The organism is Chryseobacterium aahli, from assembly GCF_022699665.1.
In the GTDB taxonomy this organism is placed as follows: Bacteria; Bacteroidota; Bacteroidia; order Flavobacteriales; family Weeksellaceae; genus Chryseobacterium; species Chryseobacterium aahli.
Window position 1 is genome coordinate 14,153 of sequence record NZ_JALDNB010000014.1, and the last position, 18,432, is coordinate 32,584.

An 18,432-nucleotide genomic window follows, 5' to 3' on the forward strand; every position below is an offset into this window, starting at 1 on the left:
AATTTTATGATGGAAAAAATTATTCCGGATTTATTAACCTATTTTCCTGTTCTAAGTCTTATCGTTATTATTTTTTATCTTTATTTTTCGGATAAAATTTCAAAAGATAAAGTGAATTCTTATTTATTGATAGGGCTTGTTTTTACTATTTTAAGCCATATATTACAATATTATGTAAATAAACGTTTAGCAGCGGATTATAATGCTTCATCAGAAATTATGAAATGGTATTCTCTAATCAGTTTGATTGGAGGTTTTGGTTATAAGCTTATTTTCTATGGTATAATCGTTTATTTGCTGAAATTTGAGATTCTTAAAAATGAAATAAAAAGAGAAAATATTTTTCTTCTCATTGTATATTCTATTTTAAGTTTTGGACTTTTTGTTCCATATTGGTTTATTAAAAAAGATATTAAATTTAATGCAAAACTTAATGTATGGATTATTCTGTTAATATTTTTCCTTTCGTGTATTCATGTAGGTTTAATTGATGTATTTAGCCCTTCTTCTAGCGCAAATAAGGTTGTTTTAATGATTTTGTATTGGGTGGGGCAAGTTGGTTATTCTATATGTTTCTTAGTTTGTATTTTTTCTCTCCGAAAACAGATTATGGAAAAATTCAAAGGAATAGATATCAATTCAGTTTGGACATTTTTTATAGGAATATGGCATGTTCAATTTTCACTGAATCAATATATTAAAAAGCACGAAAAATAATTATGGAAAACTTTTTAGGAAAAGAAAATTTTGATATACAATCTACAACAGTTTCAGAAAGCTGCCCGTCAAATATTGCCTTAATCAAATATTGGGGGAAATACAAAGATCAGGTTCCTGCAAATCCCAGCATCAGCTATACTTTAAATCATTGTAAAACAAATACCACAATAGAATTTCTGGCTGATGAATCTTTTTCAGTTCAGACTTTTTTGTTGGGAAATGAAGAAGTGAAATTTGCTGAGAAAATCGAAAAATATTTTAAAAATATCGAGAAATATCTTCCCTGGATTTTAAAAGGAAAATACATCATCAATACGGAAAATACATTTCCTCACAGCTCGGGAATTGCGAGTTCGGCTTCAGGTTTTGGGGCAATTGCCAAATGTCTGATGAAATTAGATGAAGTTTTTTCAGGAAAAAATTCTGACGAAGAATCTCTACGGAAAGCATCGTTTTTAGCCAGATTAGGAAGCGGAAGCGCATGCAGAAGCCTCTACAACGGATTGGTTGTTTGGGGTGAAAGTGATGTGGTTGAGGGAAGTTCAGATTTGTTTGCTGTTAAATATTCTGACGATGAAATTCATCCAGTTTTTAAAGATTTTAATGATTGGGTTTTACTGATTCATGAAGGTGTAAAAAGTGTTTCCTCGACCGTCGGTCACGGTTTGATGAATACCAATCCTTACGCAGAAAGAAGGTTTCAGGAAGCAAGAGAAAACTTCATTCCGATGAAAGAAATTCTGAAAAATGGTGACATGAATGCTTTCATTAAATTGGTTGAGCACGAAGCTTTAACGCTTCACGCAATGATGATGATAAGCGATCCTGCTTTTATTTTGATGAAAACCGGAACTTTAGAAGTCATCAATAAAATCTGGGATTTCAGGAGGGAAACAGAATTGCCATTATTTTTTACCTTAGATGCCGGAGCAAATGTTCATCTTTTATTTCCAAATGATGGCTCAGAAGAAAAGATAAAAACTTTTATTGAGGCTGAATTGCTGCAGCACACTCAGAAAAATGGCGTGGTGAAGGATGTGATGAAGTTTTAATAGAAATAATATCAATAAGAGCGGACTTTAGTCCGCTTTTTTATGTAGTGAATATTATGGCTTTAGCCAAAACGTATAACAAACCACCCCGTCAAAAATTTTATCGAATTTTAGCCACCCCTCCAAAGGAGGGGAATTAAAAAAGAGTAAAAGAAATCAATCCTCAGTCACCACTGCATCACGTTCTCCGTCCTCTTTTTTCCCTTCCTCAATAATTTCCTCGGCTTCGGCGATTTCTTCAGAATCTGCCTGTTCTACACGCTCTTCCTGGTCGTCATTGTGATGGTCAATGAAGAATTCACAATACACTGGAAGATGATCTGAGCCGAAATTTTCCAAAGTTTTTAAATCTTTAATGAAAATATCTTCACTGTGGAACATCAGATCAATCGGAAATCTCAATAAACGTGATTTTGCGTGAAATGTAGATACAAAAGCATGACCCTCTCTCGGGTCAATTAAGTGACTTGTTTTTCTGAAAAGGATAGATGATTTTGACCAAGCTACATTATTAAAATCTCCAACTACTATCACGGGCTTTGTGAAGTCTTTCACACGTTTTGCAACACTCAAAAGATCAGCGTCTCTTTCTTTTGAGGTTTCTTCTTCGGTCGGACTTGGAGGTGGCGGATGTACACCAAAAAAGACAAATTCAAAACCGTCTTCAGTTTTCAAATGTGCTTCAATGCTTGGGATATCATCAGCTACAAAATAATGAGTTTTTGCATCATCCACTTTAAGCTTAGAATAAAAATGCATTCCGTAGGTATTCTCAAGCGTTACTTTATGCTGGTAAGGATAATCTTTTTCCAAAACCTTTAAAGCATTCTCCCAATCTCCGTTGCTTTCCATCGTTAAAAAGACATCAGGTTGATGTTTTTTTATAAGGTCAATAAATTTATGATAATCTTTATTGAATTGATAAACATTTGCAGAAATAAAATGGTGCTTTTTAGATGAGTTTTTTGTTTGTTGATGCCTTTTTATCTTGTAAAACTTAGTGTATTTAATCAACGTAAAGCCGTGATAAATAATCATGACCAGTAACAACCCCTGTATGTACCAGAAATATTCGGTTTTTTCGATGATGAATCCCAAAGCAAAAGTAACAATGGTAAAATAAGTGATTTGAATTTTACCAAAATCGGGAAAGCGAAAAATCCAATGCGGACTTGGAATTTTTGGCAACACAGTTAAAATCAGTAATAAAGCACTTAAAACAAGGTAAGTTTCCCACATATTTCTTAAAATAAACAAATAAAAGTAAGTTATTTTCAGGTAATTTCGTGCCAGTCTGTATTTAAAATTTGTTAACAAAGCTGAGTTGAATCATATATTACCCTTAGTGCATTATAGAATTAGAGATATTTTAATATTATTCATTTGATGCTTCGTATCCTGTATAAGTTGATGTTATGAATACTTTCTGTGGAAATATCAAGCTTTGAAATATGCTTGAAACGGAATTTTATGAGTGTAATGTATTGGTAATGAATTAATTATTTTTGTTTTTCATATTGGGAATAACCTTTTTTATCATGCGCCACGAGTTTTCATATGAATTAAATTCTATTAATGGTGAGTAATATCATGATCATTTTCAACTTAAAGGAGCCGACAAAGCTTTATATTTGACTAATAATTCCAATAAACTTAGTGGACTATGATTCTCAGTTACATTCAAAGTTTTAAAATATTTTCAGACAAAGAAATTGAAAATTTTGCCCAACTGATTGAGACCCGAAAACTCTTGAAAAATGAATATTTTGTACAGGAAAATGACAGCTGTAAAGAAATCGCCTTTGTTCAGAACGGAATATTCCGCACCTTTTATACAACTGCGGAAGGCAAAGATATAACCTACTGTTTCAGGTTTCCCAATGAGTTTGTGGCTTCCTATTCTTCGTTTATTTCAGGAAAACCCAGCAAAGAAACTATACAGGCAATTGCAGATGCAGATATTTTTGTACTCAATAAAGATAAAGTGGAAGCTCTTTTCCACGAAAATCCAAGATGGATTCTTTTTCTGAAAATAATTGCGGAACAGGAATATATGGAACTGGAAGAACGGTATTTTCAGCTTCAGAGAAATAATGCCTCACAAAGATATGAGAAGCTTCTGAAAAATCAGCCGAATTTCATTCAACAGATTCCGCTTCAGTATCTGGCTACATATCTGGGAATTACCCAACGGCATTTAAGCCGTCTCAGAAAAGACATTTCTTTTTAGACATTTGTCCTGTGTCCGGAATGTGTGTTCCTGTAGTTTTGTAAAAAAATAAAACAGTATGGGTTCAAATATTTTAATTGTCGGAGGAAAAGGAATAGTTGGAAAAACGATACACAGGATTCTGAGCTCCAGAAATCAAGAGTATATTATATATATCGGCAGCCGGAAAGAAGGGACTACCAAATATGATGTAATGATTGATGTCAATAAGCCTGAAACTTTCAAGGTTGTCGTAGACAGAAATATTGATCTTATCATTCTTGCCGTCAATGATAAAGACGATCATATTCTTAGGTTTGCTATTGATAACAGTATTGATTACATTGACATTACAAAACCGACACCTGATCTTGTAAAAGCTCTGGCTATAGCAAAAACTACTCAAAATATCAACAGCAGAATCGTATTCAGTTCAGGATGGATGGGAGGGCTCGTCGGCGGACTTATGAATATTCTATCTCATAATCCCGAAAACATCCGGGAAGTAAAATTGTATATATACTATTCTGTAAAGGATCTGGCAGGAGAAAGTTCCGCTCACTTTATGGCTGAGAATGTAGCCAGACCATTTATCAGCTATCAGAATAACCGGCAGATATCTGTAAGACATTTTCTTAATTCTGAAGATTTTAAGTTTTCTTTCGGAATCGGAAAGCGGCAGGCTTATAACTTTGATGTTCCGGATCTTTACATTTTAAATAAGATTGAAAAAATACCTACAGTCAATGTTAAAATGACCTATGATTCAAAATTCATCACCTGGCTTTTGGGAACATTCCAAAAATTAAGGATTTTCAGTATTTTATCATTAAAGGCACGTCGGGTCATTTTCGGTTCGAGTGGAAATGGAGACCAGTCTGTATTTGAAATTGTAATCAAAGATGATCAGGGAGAAAAAAAACTAAGTCTTCAAAGCAAAAAAGGACAGGCTGAGCTTACGGCGCTTGCGGCTGTTTTGCATGCTGAAATGCTACTTCATGGCGATTTTAAAAACAAAATATATTTTGCCCATCAACTTCATGATCCTAAAAAACTTTATCAGTCATTGGCTGAATATGAAGGTATAACTATTGAAACAAGAATATGAAAAATATACTGATCATCAACGGTCACCCCAACCGTGAATCTTTCAATTTTGGCATTATGAATGCCTATAGAGAAGGTGCAGAAAAAGCGGGCGCAAAGGTTCAACAGATTATTATTGCAGATCTTCAGTTTGATCCGAATTTAAAATATGGCTATCAGAAAAGAACAGATCTTGAACCTGATCTACTTGAAGCCTGGGAAAAAATTCTTTGGGCTGACCACCTCGTGTGGGTGCATCCTGTTTGGTGGGGTGGTTTTCCGGCTATAATGAAAGGGTTTATAGATAGGCTTTTTCTTCCCGGATTGGCTTTCAAATACCGGGAGAACTCTGTTTGGTGGGATAAGTTGCTTGCAGGGAAAACAGCACATATTATAACAACAATGGATCAACCGGGATGGTATTACCGAATGTTTTTTGGTCGTCCGAGTATTAACCAGCTCAAGAAATCAATATTAGAATTTTGCGGCGTGAAGCCTGTAAAAGTGACCATTATCGGAATTATTAAAACTTCAGACGAAAAACAACGCAGAAAGTGGATGGATAAAGTGAGAATATCCGGAATGAAACTGAAATAATTTGAATTGCTGTTTTATTTACTGTATTGTTTCCAAATTTTAGTTTTCTGCTGTCGATTTGTAAAGACTTTTTTATAAATTGCCATTGATTGTCAGAAATGTTGTAGAATAATTTTTCATTTAACTTAATTAATGTCACCAAAAAGTTATGAAAGATAATAAGACAAAATACTGACAATCAATTTGCTATATTTATTTTCTTTAATGAAAATATTCTGTACGAATTTTTACATTTAATTTTTAAAAAGGCTCTAAAATTTAAAACTAAATCATGAGGAAAATTTTTATCGTTCTATTATTTCTAAGTTCGTTTTGTTTCGCCCAAAAAACAGACAAAGATGCAGTAAAAGAAAGCGTAGAAAAGCTTTTTACAGGAATGAAAAATACTGATACTATAATGATAAAATCTGTTTTTGCAGACGATGCAATTCTGCAAACTATTACAAAAAATAATACTGTAAAAACGGATAAAGTTGAAGATTTTGTAAATTCAATATCTAAGCTATCAAAGAATGATGCTGACGAGAAGATTAGATTTGAAGCTATTCACATTGATGGGAGTCTGGCGAGTGTTTTTACGCCTTATGAATTTTATTTCAAAGGAAAATTTTCCCACTGTGGAGCCAATAGTTTTCAGTTGATCAAACAAAATGATGTCTGGAAAATTCAATATTTAATCGATACACGAAGAACAAACTGTAATAAATAATTTTAAAAATGAAAATTCATCATATTGCCATTATCTGCTCAGATTACAAAGTTTCAAAAAAGTTTTATACCGAAATTTTAGGTTTAAATATTATCCGTGAAGTGTATCGTGAGGAAAGGCAATCTTACAAGCTTGATTTGGCCATCGGAGAACATTATGTTATTGAATTATTTTCATTCCCCAATCCACCACAACGACCTTCAAGACCTGAATCTTGCGGCTTAAGACATTTGGCTTTCTCGGTTGAAAATGTGAAGGAAAAGCGTGAAGAATTAATTCAAAAAGGTTTAAATTGTGAAGAAATCCGAATTGATGAATTCACCGGAAAAGAATTTTTCTTTACTCAGGATCCAGATCAGCTTCCATTAGAATTTTATGAAAATTAAATTTAAGAAAATATTTTATCAATCATCAGTGATAATCAGTGAGCATAACCCGTAAAGAAACTCACCGCCATAATCGCCAAAACAATTGAAGAAATAATAACGTAAGTGTAATCTTTTTCTTTCAGATAACCGATTAAAGCAAAAATAATTCTCATCAAAGGCGTGAAAATCAACATCAGAATTCCTAATTGAATGATGGCCATACCTTCTCCTTTGCAAAGGGTTTCCCAGAAATGGCTCCAGACTTTTTCTGAAGATGTTCCCATGTCGAGAAGCTTGTATTTTCGGGGCATTTTAAAACCTTCCATGAAAAGTTTAACAAAACCAATCAATGAAGTAATAACCGATAAAATAACGCCCAAACGAAGGAGATTTCCAACAGAACGGTTCAAGTCTACGTCAGTGAAATGCTTTCTCATGAGAAGTTGCTTCTAATTCCGTTATACATCATATACACTGAAAGAATCGTAATCACGATGGCAAAAAATGTCTTGAGCTTCTTAGTTTTTGAAACCATTAAAGTTTTAGATCCGATGAAACTTCCAACGACAACGCCTACCAAAACAGGAGCAACAATTACAGGGATAATTTCACCTCTCTGGAAATAAATCAGTGAACTTGCAACGGCAGTTACGCCAATCATAAAGTTACTTGTCGTGGTAGAAACCTTGAACGGTAACCTCATCATATTATCCATTGCCAAAACTTTCAAAGCGCCAGAACCAATTCCTAAAAGTCCGGACATTGCGCCCGCAAACATCATCATAAAAAAACCAGGAACGGTATTTCTTGCTGAATAACTTTTTAGAATTCCTTTGTCGGGAAAAGTTCCATAGAGTTTTAATTTATCTTCTAAAGACCCTTTAATTCGGGGTTCCTGATGATCAGGCTTTCCTTTAAGATTTAAGATAACGGTAAGCAAAAGTATACTTGCGAAGATAATTCCGATCGTATTAGGATTCAGCATTCCGGAAACCAAAGCACCAACGATGGCACCGGCAGTTGTGGCAATCTCCAGAAACATCCCGATTCTCATATTGGTAAAGCCCTCTTTTACAAAAGCTACGGCAGCTCCGGAAGAAGTTCCGATTACCGAAATCAGTGAAGCTCCGATTGCATAATGCATCGGCACGCCAAAACCCAGCGTCAGTAAAGGGATGATGATAACACCTCCTCCTAAACCGGTAAGTGAACCCAAAAGACCTGCTGAGATAGCGCCAAGAAAAAGAATAATAATCTCCGACATGCTACAAATATAAAACTATTGCGGTTTTCAGGCAAACATTCATCCAAGATTATTTTTTGCCGTATTTTTGCAAAAATAAAATTCAAAATGAAGTTATTTTATATGATTCTCGGAGCAACTCCAAAAGGCAGAAATATAGAACAACATGATGTTTTTTTTGGTATCGCTGAAAGCCTCAAGGATTTGGTTCCTGATATAAAAGATTTCTGGAAAGAGGCTGAAGGGAAAATTCATCTAGATTGTTATCAGGAAGTGAAGTTTGCTGATGGTTTTAAAGTGAAGATTGTAGAAAAAGGAGAAGAAGTTTCAGAAAATCAACTGTATTTTATCAACTTAGGCGGATATAAAAAAGGACATTTTGAAGAGTTTCATGAGCAGCATTTAATGGTCGGAAATTCAATGGCTGAGATTGTGAAAAAAGCCAAGCAAACGGAGTTTTATAAAACGATGGGTTTTGAAGGAGCAGTCAGTCATATCGATGATAAGCATGGGGTTGATATTGATGATGTTTTTAACGTGAATGATATTCTTCCGGAAAAAATGAAAGAAAAGTATTCGATTGTTTTAATTAAATCTGCGGAAGAAAATCAGGAAAATCCAATGGGATTGGGGTATTTGAAAATTGACAAGATTCAATAAATTTAAATCTAATAAAAATTAAATTAAAAAATGAAAATAGGAATTTTAGGAGGCGGACAGCTCGGAAGAATGCTCATTCAGGAAGCGCTGAAGTATGATGATGAATTTTACACTTTAGATCCGGCTTCAGATGCGCCTTGTCACAATATTTCATATTTTACACAAGGAAGTTTTAATGATTATGAGACGGTTTTAGATTTCGGAAAAGATAAAGATGTTGTTACGATTGAAATTGAACACGTCAACGCAGATGCTTTGGCAGAACTTGAAAATCAAGGGGTAAAAGTGGTTCCGAATGCTCAGATTATTAAAACCATTCAGCAAAAAATTCTCCAGAAAGAATTCTATAAAGAACATAATATTCCAAGTCCGGATTTTGAAATTATGGACGGAAGTTCAGACGAAATAAAGATCGCTTTCCCATTTGTACAGAAACTCAATACCGGCGGGTACGACGGAAAAGGTGTACAGATTATCCGTTCTTCTGAAGATTTGAGAAATTTATGGACTGAAGATTCAGTTCTGGAAAATCTGGTAGATATTGATAAAGAGCTTTCTGTGATTGTTGCCATCAATGAAAATGGAGAGACGAAAACGTTCCCTGTAACAGAAATGGTTGCCGATCCTAAATTAAACTTGCTTGATTTTAATATTTGTCCGGTTTTTTTAAGTGAAGAGGTTGAAAATCAGATTGATTCAATTACAGAGAAATTTTTGAAGGCTGTCAATTCTCCGGGATTGTTTGCTATTGAATTATTTTTAGATAAAGAAGGAAAAGTTTGGGTGAATGAAACGGCTCCGAGACTTCACAATTCTGGTCATCAAAGTCAGGAAGGGAATGCCAATTCGCAGTTCGAACAAATGTATCGCGTAGTGAAAAACTTACCTTTAGCTGATACCGATGCCATTATTTACAGCGGAATGCTGAATTTGGTAGGCGCAGAAGGATTTTCCGGGAAAGTAATTTATGAAGGAATGGAAGAGGTTTTAAAGCTTCCTGAAACATACATTCACCTTTACGGAAAAACGGAAACCAAACCCGGCAGAAAAATGGGACACATCAATGTTCTGGCAGATTCCAGAGAAGAGCTGATGGAGAAATTGGTGGAAGTGAAAGCGATGGTAAGAGTGATTGCTTGAGATTTTTAAGATATATTGAGAAAGACTGCTTTTTGGCAGTCTTTTATTTTATAAATTTTTGCGTTTTAGGTTTTATAATCAAATCTTTACTTAAAAAGGGAAAATATTTTCTCATTGTTTCTTTGGTTTTACCTGATGTATCAATAAACTTCCAATTTTTTTGGTTATCGTTAGAAATTCCAATTAATGTATATTCAGCGAGAGTTTTTCCTTTTGGAGTATTCATCAAAATTTCCTGAGTAATTGTAAATTGTGTTTCCTTTCCTATTCTTATAAATTTTGAAGGATTTTTAACTTTTAAATCTATAAAAGTGAATCCATCTTTTTTCATTTTATTGATTGCATCTTCTGTAGCCTTAATTAATTTTGTTTTCCCACCCATTATTTTTGAAACTTCAGGGTGTATGAAATTAGAAAATTTTGTATAATTTTCTTCAAGGAAATATTTTCTCATCAACTGTAACTGTGAATTTAAATTTTTATCATTTGTCTGCGCTGTTAATAAGTTGCATGATGATATAAAAATCAATAATAGTAATATTCCTCCCTTTTTCATTAAATTTTTACTTTGTGCAAAAATCAGGAATTTAATTGAATTATTTGTTACAGGAAAATTAATAACTACTTAAAAATCTTCTTAATCACATTCCCGATTTCCATAAAATCATCATGATTTCCTACAGAACGTCTTTCAATATTTTCCTGTTTAAATTCTGAGTAGGGGAAAATCAGCAAATAATTATTATCGTGAAGCCTTCCGTTTAAAAGCTCAGGAATCATTCTCATCCTCGGAATATAAGACTGCATACCTCTTTTGGCCATGAAAATAATCAGACCCTCATCTTCTTTAATTTGAGCTGCCGTTTCTTCGCCATCTTTCCATGTGTTCAGGATGATAAATTCAGCTTCAATATTGGCTTTTTTAATAATTTTCTGTAAAATATTGAGAATATTTTCTGGAGCATAAAATACAATCGTGGCGCCCGAATTCCTTGCAATATTCCAAACACGAACGAGCGCGTGAAAAAATCCTGCTTCTTTATGTGCGTTTTCAGGAATCATTACTGCGTATTTTTTAATGGTAGAAAGCGGTTGGGCAGCATGATATACAAAAACGTTTACATCATCATTCTGCAAATATCCGTTATAAAGATTATGTGCAAACGAAGTGGAAAAGCCTTTTTCATCTTCCAAACCAATAATCAGATCTGTTATTTTTTGTTCTTTGATTACATTGTTGACGCCGTTGATAACGTCATTGTCATATCTTTTTAAGGCCTGCAATTTTATGTCAGCAGAAGCTGCAGTATCAGTTGCCTGGTGCAGAAGTTTCTCTGCATTTTTTACAGAAGATTCATTTTTATCTTCATTAATGACATTCAAAGCAAAAAAATCTTCAATATTGGAATGGGCTTTAATCAAAATTCCCAAATTAACCATTCTTTCTACCGTTTTTTCGTAATTTAAAGCTAAAAGAATGTTTTCCTCCTCATGATTATTCCCTGAAACGGTGTCTTCTTGGTCGCTTTCAGCAATTTTCTGTGCGCTCGACATGGATACGAAAGAAGAAACGGTACATGAAATTAAAATCAATAAAATACTTCCGTTCAGAACGTGTTCGTTTAATAATCTTACGGGTTCGCCGGTTTCGCTTTCAGAAAGAATAATATTGTAACCGACCATTACGGCTGCTAAAGTGGCTGCTGCAGAAGCCGAACTTAAACCAAAAATTAGTTTTCCTTCTTCTTTTGTGAGTTTAAAAGTTTTCTGCGTAGCCACTGCAGAAACATATTTCCCTACAATGGATGCGACCAACATGACAGCTGCTACTTCCAATGTTTCCCAGCTTTTAAAAAATACTTTAAAATCAATCAGCATTCCTACACTAATCAGGAAAAACGGAATAAAAATCGCATTTCCGACAAATTCAACACGATTCATCAATGACGAAGTATGAGGAATCAGTCTGTTTAAAGCCAAGCCGGCAAAGAACGCTCCGATAATCGCTTCTACACCTGCCAATTCTGCCAATAACGCAGCAAGATATATCATTACCAATACAAAAATATACTGCGAAATTTTATCATCCACTTTTTTGAAAAACCATCTTCCAATTATCGGAAAAACCAGTAAAACAATCAGTCCGAAAACAATAAATGAAACCGAAAGTTTTACCCAAAAAGCTGTTCCCACATCACCTTGTGACATTCCGACAATAATAGCTAAAACCAAAAGGGCTAGAACATCCGTAATCATCGTTCCGCCGACTGTGATGTTGACAGACAGGTTTTTTGCAATTCCTAATTTGCTCACTAACGGATAAGCGATGAGTGTATGTGAAGAAAATAAACTTGCAAAAAGTACAGAAGTCAGTACAGAGAAATTTAAAATATAATGACCTCCCAAAAATCCTAAAACAAAAGGCACAATGAAGGTATAGAGCCCGAATGTGAGACTTTTCCATTTGTTTTTCTTGAAATCTCCCATGTCGATTTCGAGCCCGGCGAGAAACATGATATAAAGTAGTCCCGTAGTTCCTGTAACAACTATGCTGCTGTCTCTTGCCAAGACATTAAATCCGTTGGGACCAATGATGGCTCCGGCGATAATCAACCCTAAAAGATGGGGAACTTTAATTTTGTTCAGTAAAAGTGGCGCCGCTAAAATTATAATCAAAACCAGCAAAAATTTCAGAACAGGGTCTTCAAAGGGAAGGCTAAGGTTGTGTATGCTTAAAATCATATGTGTTTATTTTGAAAGACGTGTCAGTTCCACAGAAAACTTTGCCGTACATTTGTTATCAACGCTTACGGTACGTGTTCCCCGAATTTTGTTTGCTGATATTTCATTTAAAAGAACATTCATTTCTACGTTTTTCTCGGTGGTAGAATCTGTTTTGTAATTCAGCTTAACTTCATTATTTTCAAATTTTCCGGAATATAATCTAACCAATTTATTATTGTTCACAATTTTAGAAAATAATTGAGTAGAATCACTGTCAAATTCCCAGGTGTCAATTCGTTGATCTCCAATGACGTAGTCGCTACAAGAAGATTCTGTACAGATAACTTTACCTGTCCATTCTCCTAGAATTTCTACAGGCCATTTTTGTACGGTTTCTACAGAATTTTTTTTACTGAAAATACTGTCTCTCAGTTTGATAAGAGATTGGTATTCAGATTCTTTTTTTGCGAATAGTTTTTCTTTTTCTAAAAGTACATTTTCACGGTCAGTAAGTTGCTGATTTTTTTCTTTATCATCACAGCTTTGGAAAATTGCAAATAGAACGAGAAATATAAAGGGAGATTTTTTTGTCATAATGCACGAATTATTCTAAAAATATAGGCAAAAATTGTGACAAAGAAAAATGAATGAACGTTTTTTAGAAGAGAATTTTTATGCTTTTGTAGAAATATTTTGTGTGAAATTATTCTTCAACTCTCTTTCTTTTAAAGAGTTCCGGATTATAATTAGTAATGAAAACTCCTAGAATAATTAAAACGGCTGCAATGATAAATTTAGCCGAAATTGTTTCATTTAAAATCAACCAACTTAGAAATATGGAAATAATGGTGTTGATGTAGGCTAAAATGGAGACCTGCACCGGAGAAATTTTTGTCAGCGCATAATGGAAAGCAAAAAATGCAGCGACAGAACCGAAAACTGCCAAATATAGCGTAGCAGAAATACTAACTGCACTCCAGTTTTCAAAATTGTAATTTTCTGAGAAAAGAAAGGCAAAAATAAGCTGAATAATTCCTGCAAACATAAATTGGTAGAAAAGATTCAGGGTGATATTTTTGCTTTGAAGATTTAATTTTTTAGTGAAAATAGTTCCTGAAGCCCATCCTAAAATTGCCACAAAAAGGAAAATAATTCCCATCAGATAATCGGGATTTGCCAAATCGTTCAAGCCGTCCCAAAAAATAAAAAGTATCCCGCTGAAACAAAGAATAATCCCTATTAAAGCCCGAAAACTGAATTTCTGTAAACCAATTGCCACACTTCCAAGAAAAACCACAATGGGCGAACAGGCACTCATTAAAGATGCCAAACTACTTGTCACAGATTCTTCCGCAACAGTGGTCATTCCGTTGGCGATGATGAGCATTAATGTAGAAAATATTAATTGATATTTCAAGTTTTTCCAGCCTATCCATTTGAATTCCTTTCGGTAGAGTAGGATCATCAACATAATAATTCCTGCCAAAAGCTGACGAATTCCTGCAACAAACCAAGCCGGAATAGTTTCTACTGCCACACGAATGGATAAAAAAGTGGTTCCCCACACGATAGCGACAGTTAGAATAGCAAAAGTAAGTTTGTAATTTTTCAATGGAGTGGGGGAAATCAAATGACAAAGATATTTATTTTAGAATGAAAAATAGACCAATTTCACTTATTCACTTGCGAAGCAAAATTCACTTTTCACCTTCTTTAAAATCCTTATCTTTGAAGCATCTAATAAAATTGAAGAAATGGTAGGAATTATCATGGGAAGTCAGAGCGACTTGCCAATCATGGAACTGGCAGCAAATTTTTTGAAAAGTTTAGACATTCCTTACGAGCTGACTGTAGTTTCGGCACACAGAACTCCCGAAAGAATGTTTGATTATGCTAAACACGCTAAGAAAAGAGGGTTGAAAGTTATCATTGCAGGAGCTGGTGGAGCAGCCCATCTTCCAGGAATGGTGGCAAGTTGTACGACTTTACCCGTAATCGGAGTTCCTATTTTATCAAGCAATTCTATTGATGGCTGGGATTCTGTTTTATCAATTCTTCAAATGCCGGGCGGAATTCCTGTAGCGACTGTAGCTTTGAATGGTGCTTTAAATGCCGGAATTTTAGCTGCGAAAATATTAGGAACAGGTGATGAAAGTATAGCAGAAAAGCTTCAGATTTATCAGGATACTTTGAAAGATAAGGTTTTAGGAACAGTGGATGATATCAAAGCTAAACATCCTAATTTGTATGATTTATAGTTAATTACCATATTACATATAAAAATTGCCTCGTAATTTACGAGGCAATTTTTATAAAAGATATTTTTGAGTTTATATGCTTAATCTTCCATCATATTATCCCGCGTATTCTTTTGTACAGCAATTGCTCCAAAAAGAGCCAATAAAAATGCAAAAGCATAAAAGCCTTTTTCACTAGGCAGAATGGTGGCATTAAACAAACCTACAGTTAACAAAACAATCGATGATAGAGTAGCAAACCAACAGATTCCGTAGTAGATATCGGTTACTTTGATGTTTTCCATTCTGTCTCGTACAGCTTTTTGTAAAGATACTACTGCAAATAATCCGTACAGGAGAATTACAAAATAATATCCTTTCTCATTAAGCTGCATCTCTGCTCTTACGAGACCTACAATGTAGCCTATCATTCCGGCACCCAAAGCGACCCACGAAGCTGCGACAAACGCATTTGAAACTCCCTGTTTTTTCATTGTTTATGTTTTTAATTTTAGTTCGTCCAAATATATTATTTTTTTGTGAATGACTGTTAATTAAATATAAACTTTGTCACTCTATTTGGAAAATTATGAGTTAAAATTACTTTCCGAAGAAATTTAGAAAGAAATTAACTGATTAATTAAATAAGCATGTGAAATTACCCTTATTTTAGAAGGGGGAAGAAATATTAAAATTTCAACAACAATTATTGAACAATGTACTCATAATTATATTTTACATAATTAGCGCCGGTTGTGGTTTTTCCAACAACTTGAATAGGTAATTGCGCGCTGTTATACTGAATTTCATAAATGACTTGCTGATTCTGTACCCAATTGCCTGAACTGTCTTTATAACTAATTCTTTCTGAGGCATAATTATTTTTACTTATAGCATACGCTCCACCCATCATTATTCTGAAATATTTGTTAGTAAAAGTAAAAGGATTCAGTTGATTGTCGTATAAATATTCACGCTTGCTGGATGAAGAAAAAGTGCTTCCAATTTCAGAAGTTTCTACAGTAATATTTTCTCCGTTGTAAGTATAGGAAGATGTAATCGGGTTGCTGCAATCTGCTGTTTGGCAAAGAGTTGAGGTTGCAACTTTACCATTATTGTATGTGTAATTGATAGTTCTGTTAAAATCAGCATTACTGTAGATTGCTTTGACGTTTGTAAGTTCTTCACCGTTGTAGCTATATAGCGAGAAATATTCTATCGTTCCGTCAGTGTTATAATAATTCGTTTTTACAGGTTTTCCTGCTGTATTATATTCTACAGTTGAAGATCTCCCTGCAGATACACTTTTAATTAATTGTCCCTGACTATTATAATCCAACGTTGATATGCTAGTCTCAGGATTTGCAGGATTATCATAATAAACTGTAGTGACTTTGCTCAATAATATCCTTTGTTCCACAGGATCAGTAATAAGTTCAATCTCATCCTCACTTTCACAACTGTTTAGGAATAAAACAGAGCTCATTAAGCTCAGGACAATATACTTTCTCATTTTCAAATTTTAATTTTTCAAAAGTAAGAATTCCTTGCAGGGTTTAAAAGGATTATAAACAAAAAAATCCCACTATTTTGAATAATGGGATTTTCTTTATATTTAAAACAGATTAATATCTGTAATACTCAGGCTTATAAGGTCCTTTCACATCTACACCAATATATTCAGCTTGCTCAGTAGAAAGAACTTCTAGCTCAACGCTTAATTTCTTAAGGTGAAGAGCTGCTACTTTTTCATCTAAATGTTTAGGCAACATATAAACTTCGTTTCCGTAAGCCTCAGAATTAGTCCAAAGTTCGATTTGAGCTAAAGTTTGGTTAGAGAAAGAGTTAGACATTACAAAACTTGGGTGACCAGTTGCACAACCAAGGTTTACCAATCTACCTTCTGCAAGGATGATCACTTCTTTACCTTCTTCCAAAGTATAGATGTCAACTTGTGGCTTCACCTCAGATTTTGTGTGACCGTAGTTTTCGTTTAACCAAGCCATATCGATTTCGTTATCGAAGTGGCCGATGTTACAAACGATAGCTTTATCTTTTAATTTTAAGAAATGTTCTTTTCTTACGATGTTGAAGTTACCAGTTGTAGTGATTACGATATCTGCGTTATCTACTACAGTATCTAATCTTTTTACTTCAAAACCGTCCATTGCAGCTTGTAAAGCACAGATAGGATCGATTTCAGTAACCGTAACGATAGAACCTGCACCTCTGAAAGAAGCAGCAGTACCTTTACCAACATCACCGTAACCGCAAACTACCACTCTCTTACCAGCCAACATAATGTCTGTAGCTCTTCTTACTGCATCTACAGCAGATTCTTTACAACCATATTTGTTATCAAACTTAGATTTAGTAACCGAATCATTTACGTTGATTGCAGGCATTACCAAAGTTCCGTTTTTCATTCTTTCGTACAATCTGTGAACACCTGTAGTAGTTTCTTCAGAAAGTCCTTTGATGTCTTTTGTAAATTCAGGGTATCTGTCGAAAACCATGTTCGTCAAATCTCCACCATCATCCAAAATCATGTTTAATGGCTTTCTGTCTTCACCGAAGAATAAAGTTTGCTCAATACACCAGTCAAATTCTTCTTCGTTAAGACCCTTCCAAGCGTAAACAGGAATTCCGGCAGCAGCAATTGCAGCAGCAGCGTGATCCTGAGTAGAGAAAATATTACAAGAAGACCAAGTAACTTCAGCTCCAAGAGCAACTAATGTTTCGATCAAAACTGCAGTCTGGATCGTCATGTGAAGACATCCTGCGATTCTTGCTCCTTTCAATGGCTGAGATGATCCGAATTCTTCACGGATTGACATCAAACCTGGCATTTCTGCTTCTGCAAGGGTAATTTCTTTTCTTCCCCATTCTGCAAGGGTGATATCCTTAACTTTATAAGGAACGTATTGTGTTGTAGTACTCATATATAATGAATGATTTTAAATTCAAATTATTACAGTGCAAAATTACAACATATAATTTAGATAAAAAAACAAGCCCCTAACTTCACAAATATGAGATTTTACACCCTTAATTTTATTTGTTTTAATTCTAAATAATGTATTTTTGCATAAAATAAATCTATATTATGAATCATACACAGGAAGAAGCTCAAAGACAGGCTAAACCTCTTGCTCCAAAAGTGAAAGAATTGATTGCAAGAACCCAAAGTATCATTTTGGCAACTGTAGATGCAGAAGGAACTCCAAACTCAAGTTATGCACCATTTGTACAAGTTGACAACTCTTTTTATATATTAGTATCTTTCATGGCGAAGCACACGAAAAACCTTTCTGAAGGAAGAAAAACTTCAATCATGTTTATCGAAGATGAGTCTGCTACAAAGCAAATCTATGCTCGTGAGAGATTAACTATCGAAGCCTCAACTTCTCAAATTAAAAGAGATTCTGAAACTTGGAATACAGTGGTTGGTCAATTAAAAGAAACTCATGGCAAAGTAGTAGAGGTAATTTCTGAAATGAAAGATTTTATTTTAATTGCTTTAACTCCTGTGAAAGGTGCTTATGTAAATGGTTTTGGAAGTGCATATTTCGTAGATGAAAATCTTGAAATCATGGAACACAGAAATGATCAGAATCATCAGCCTAAATAAATTTGCTGGAAGCTGGATTTCAGATATTTTTAATCTTTGTCTTTAATTTCAGCTTT

21 protein-coding genes are annotated in these 18,432 nt (G+C 34.3%); 11 read left to right on the forward strand and 10 right to left on the reverse strand.

What is annotated here, in order from left to right; all coding sequences use genetic code 11:
• The first annotated feature begins 6 nt into the window (after positions 1 to 6).
• Positions 7 to 717, forward strand: coding sequence for a hypothetical protein (locus MQX03_RS17935; RefSeq protein ID WP_242804656.1), 711 nt, complete (start codon positions 7 to 9; stop codon positions 715 to 717).
• Positions 717 to 1,772, forward strand: coding sequence for a diphosphomevalonate/mevalonate 3,5-bisphosphate decarboxylase family protein (locus tag MQX03_RS17940; RefSeq protein WP_242804896.1), 1,056 nt, complete (start codon positions 717 to 719; stop codon positions 1,770 to 1,772). The genes MQX03_RS17935 and MQX03_RS17940 overlap by 1 nt, the downstream gene beginning before the upstream one ends.
• Positions 1,773 to 1,928: 156 nt before the next feature.
• Here MQX03_RS17940 and MQX03_RS17945 read toward each other — a convergent pair whose 3' ends face one another.
• Positions 1,929 to 3,011: an endonuclease/exonuclease/phosphatase family protein gene (locus MQX03_RS17945; RefSeq protein ID WP_242804658.1), complete on the reverse strand. Its 1,083-nt coding sequence runs from the start codon at positions 3,009 to 3,011 to the stop codon at positions 1,929 to 1,931.
• A 424-nt stretch (positions 3,012 to 3,435) separates the two neighbouring features.
• On the opposite strand from MQX03_RS17945, the gene MQX03_RS17950 reads away from it, so the two are divergent.
• From MQX03_RS17950 to gloA2, 5 genes are all read left to right on the forward strand, one after another.
• Complete coding sequence (locus tag MQX03_RS17950) at positions 3,436 to 4,002, forward strand: Crp/Fnr family transcriptional regulator (RefSeq protein ID WP_242804660.1); 567 nt, start codon at positions 3,436 to 3,438, stop codon at positions 4,000 to 4,002.
• 58 nt (positions 4,003 to 4,060) lie between these two features.
• Entirely contained in the window at positions 4,061 to 5,089 is a 1,029-nt protein-coding gene (locus MQX03_RS17955) for a saccharopine dehydrogenase family protein (protein WP_242804662.1), read from the forward strand.
• Complete coding sequence (locus tag MQX03_RS17960; protein ID WP_242804664.1) at positions 5,086 to 5,664, forward strand: NAD(P)H-dependent oxidoreductase; 579 nt, start codon at positions 5,086 to 5,088, stop codon at positions 5,662 to 5,664. Before MQX03_RS17955 ends, MQX03_RS17960 begins: the two co-directional genes overlap by 4 nt.
• A 271-nt stretch (positions 5,665 to 5,935) precedes the next feature.
• Complete coding sequence (locus MQX03_RS17965; protein ID WP_242804666.1) at positions 5,936 to 6,373, forward strand: nuclear transport factor 2 family protein; 438 nt, start codon at positions 5,936 to 5,938, stop codon at positions 6,371 to 6,373.
• A gap of 8 nt (positions 6,374 to 6,381) precedes the next feature.
• Positions 6,382 to 6,759, forward strand: coding sequence for an SMU1112c/YaeR family gloxylase I-like metalloprotein (gene gloA2, locus MQX03_RS17970; RefSeq protein ID WP_242804668.1), 378 nt, complete (start codon positions 6,382 to 6,384; stop codon positions 6,757 to 6,759).
• Positions 6,760 to 6,794: 35 nt separating this feature from the next.
• Here gloA2 and MQX03_RS17975 read toward each other — a convergent pair whose 3' ends face one another.
• Both MQX03_RS17975 and MQX03_RS17980 read right to left on the reverse strand, forming a co-directional pair.
• Positions 6,795 to 7,178: a DUF1634 domain-containing protein gene (locus MQX03_RS17975; RefSeq protein ID WP_242804670.1), complete on the reverse strand. Its 384-nt coding sequence runs from the start codon at positions 7,176 to 7,178 to the stop codon at positions 6,795 to 6,797.
• A complete protein-coding gene (locus MQX03_RS17980) occupies positions 7,175 to 8,005 on the reverse strand; it encodes a sulfite exporter TauE/SafE family protein (RefSeq protein ID WP_076450442.1) in 831 nt (276 codons plus the stop codon). The genes MQX03_RS17975 and MQX03_RS17980 overlap by 4 nt, the downstream gene beginning before the upstream one ends.
• Before the next feature lie 87 nt (positions 8,006 to 8,092).
• On the opposite strand from MQX03_RS17980, the gene MQX03_RS17985 reads away from it, so the two are divergent.
• On the forward strand, positions 8,093 to 8,644 hold the full coding sequence (locus MQX03_RS17985) for a DUF1543 domain-containing protein (protein WP_242804672.1): 552 nt from the start codon (positions 8,093 to 8,095) through the stop codon (positions 8,642 to 8,644).
• Positions 8,645 to 8,674: 30 nt separating this feature from the next.
• The gene (locus MQX03_RS17990; RefSeq protein ID WP_242804674.1) at positions 8,675 to 9,784 is read left to right on the forward strand and encodes a 5-(carboxyamino)imidazole ribonucleotide synthase; all 1,110 of its coding nucleotides are present in this window, start codon (positions 8,675 to 8,677) and stop codon (positions 9,782 to 9,784) included.
• 43 nt (positions 9,785 to 9,827) lie between these two features.
• Here the strand turns inward: MQX03_RS17990 and MQX03_RS17995 are convergent, their stop codons facing one another.
• From MQX03_RS17995 to MQX03_RS18010, 4 genes are all read right to left on the reverse strand, one after another.
• Entirely contained in the window at positions 9,828 to 10,340 is a 513-nt protein-coding gene (locus tag MQX03_RS17995; RefSeq protein ID WP_242804676.1) for a hypothetical protein, read from the reverse strand.
• A gap of 65 nt (positions 10,341 to 10,405) precedes the next feature.
• Positions 10,406 to 12,526: a cation:proton antiporter gene (locus MQX03_RS18000; RefSeq protein ID WP_242804678.1), complete on the reverse strand. Its 2,121-nt coding sequence runs from the start codon at positions 12,524 to 12,526 to the stop codon at positions 10,406 to 10,408.
• 6 nt (positions 12,527 to 12,532) lie between these two features.
• A complete protein-coding gene (locus tag MQX03_RS18005) occupies positions 12,533 to 13,102 on the reverse strand; it encodes a hypothetical protein (protein ID WP_242804680.1) in 570 nt (189 codons plus the stop codon).
• Between the two features lie 109 nt (positions 13,103 to 13,211).
• Entirely contained in the window at positions 13,212 to 14,120 is a 909-nt protein-coding gene (locus MQX03_RS18010; RefSeq protein ID WP_129536373.1) for a DMT family transporter, read from the reverse strand.
• Between the two features lie 142 nt (positions 14,121 to 14,262).
• Here MQX03_RS18010 and purE point away from each other — a divergent pair, with 142 nt between their 5' ends.
• The gene (gene purE, locus MQX03_RS18015) at positions 14,263 to 14,766 is read left to right on the forward strand and encodes a 5-(carboxyamino)imidazole ribonucleotide mutase (RefSeq protein WP_242804682.1); all 504 of its coding nucleotides are present in this window, start codon (positions 14,263 to 14,265) and stop codon (positions 14,764 to 14,766) included.
• An 80-nt stretch (positions 14,767 to 14,846) separates the two neighbouring features.
• Here the strand turns inward: purE and yiaA are convergent, their stop codons facing one another.
• The 3 genes from yiaA to ahcY form a co-directional block, all read right to left on the reverse strand.
• On the reverse strand, positions 14,847 to 15,239 hold the full coding sequence (gene yiaA, locus MQX03_RS18020) for an inner membrane protein YiaA (protein WP_129536377.1): 393 nt from the start codon (positions 15,237 to 15,239) through the stop codon (positions 14,847 to 14,849).
• 212 nt (positions 15,240 to 15,451) lie between these two features.
• Complete coding sequence (locus tag MQX03_RS18025; protein ID WP_242804684.1) at positions 15,452 to 16,258, reverse strand: hypothetical protein; 807 nt, start codon at positions 16,256 to 16,258, stop codon at positions 15,452 to 15,454.
• 112 nt (positions 16,259 to 16,370) lie between these two features.
• Complete coding sequence (gene ahcY / locus MQX03_RS18030) at positions 16,371 to 17,687, reverse strand: adenosylhomocysteinase (RefSeq protein ID WP_242804686.1); 1,317 nt, start codon at positions 17,685 to 17,687, stop codon at positions 16,371 to 16,373.
• A gap of 164 nt (positions 17,688 to 17,851) precedes the next feature.
• On the opposite strand from ahcY, the gene MQX03_RS18035 reads away from it, so the two are divergent.
• A complete protein-coding gene (locus MQX03_RS18035; protein ID WP_242804687.1) occupies positions 17,852 to 18,376 on the forward strand; it encodes a HugZ family pyridoxamine 5'-phosphate oxidase in 525 nt (174 codons plus the stop codon).
• Positions 18,377 to 18,432: the final 56 nt, after the last annotated feature.

Excerpts from the sequence above, each read along its gene's own strand:
- ahcY (WP_242804686.1), bottom strand. The coding sequence starts at position 17,687 with ATGAGTACTACAACACAATACGTTCCTTATAAAGTTAAGGATATCACC.
- MQX03_RS18035 (WP_242804687.1), top strand. The coding sequence starts at position 17,852 with ATGAATCATACACAGGAAGAAGCTCAAAGACAGGCTAAACCTCTTGCT.
- MQX03_RS17990 (WP_242804674.1), top strand. The coding sequence starts at position 8,675 with ATGAAAATAGGAATTTTAGGAGGCGGACAGCTCGGAAGAATGCTCATT.
- MQX03_RS17935 (WP_242804656.1), top strand. The coding sequence starts at position 7 with ATGATGGAAAAAATTATTCCGGATTTATTAACCTATTTTCCTGTTCTA.
- MQX03_RS18025 (WP_242804684.1), bottom strand. The coding sequence starts at position 16,258 with ATGAGAAAGTATATTGTCCTGAGCTTAATGAGCTCTGTTTTATTCCTA.
- MQX03_RS18005 (WP_242804680.1), bottom strand. The coding sequence starts at position 13,102 with ATGACAAAAAAATCTCCCTTTATATTTCTCGTTCTATTTGCAATTTTC.
- MQX03_RS17965 (WP_242804666.1), top strand. The coding sequence starts at position 5,936 with ATGAGGAAAATTTTTATCGTTCTATTATTTCTAAGTTCGTTTTGTTTC.
- MQX03_RS17955 (WP_242804662.1), top strand. The coding sequence starts at position 4,061 with ATGGGTTCAAATATTTTAATTGTCGGAGGAAAAGGAATAGTTGGAAAA.
- MQX03_RS18000 (WP_242804678.1), bottom strand. The coding sequence starts at position 12,526 with ATGATTTTAAGCATACACAACCTTAGCCTTCCCTTTGAAGACCCTGTT.
- MQX03_RS17980 (WP_076450442.1), bottom strand. The coding sequence starts at position 8,005 with ATGTCGGAGATTATTATTCTTTTTCTTGGCGCTATCTCAGCAGGTCTT.
- MQX03_RS17945 (WP_242804658.1), bottom strand. The coding sequence starts at position 3,011 with ATGTGGGAAACTTACCTTGTTTTAAGTGCTTTATTACTGATTTTAACT.
- MQX03_RS17950 (WP_242804660.1), top strand. The coding sequence starts at position 3,436 with ATGATTCTCAGTTACATTCAAAGTTTTAAAATATTTTCAGACAAAGAA.
- MQX03_RS17995 (WP_242804676.1), bottom strand. The coding sequence starts at position 10,340 with ATGAAAAAGGGAGGAATATTACTATTATTGATTTTTATATCATCATGC.
- MQX03_RS17985 (WP_242804672.1), top strand. The coding sequence starts at position 8,093 with ATGAAGTTATTTTATATGATTCTCGGAGCAACTCCAAAAGGCAGAAAT.
- gloA2 (WP_242804668.1), top strand. The coding sequence starts at position 6,382 with ATGAAAATTCATCATATTGCCATTATCTGCTCAGATTACAAAGTTTCA.
- MQX03_RS17960 (WP_242804664.1), top strand. The coding sequence starts at position 5,086 with ATGAAAAATATACTGATCATCAACGGTCACCCCAACCGTGAATCTTTC.
- MQX03_RS17975 (WP_242804670.1), bottom strand. The coding sequence starts at position 7,178 with ATGAGAAAGCATTTCACTGACGTAGACTTGAACCGTTCTGTTGGAAAT.
- purE (WP_242804682.1), top strand. The coding sequence starts at position 14,263 with ATGGTAGGAATTATCATGGGAAGTCAGAGCGACTTGCCAATCATGGAA.
- yiaA (WP_129536377.1), bottom strand. The coding sequence starts at position 15,239 with ATGAAAAAACAGGGAGTTTCAAATGCGTTTGTCGCAGCTTCGTGGGTC.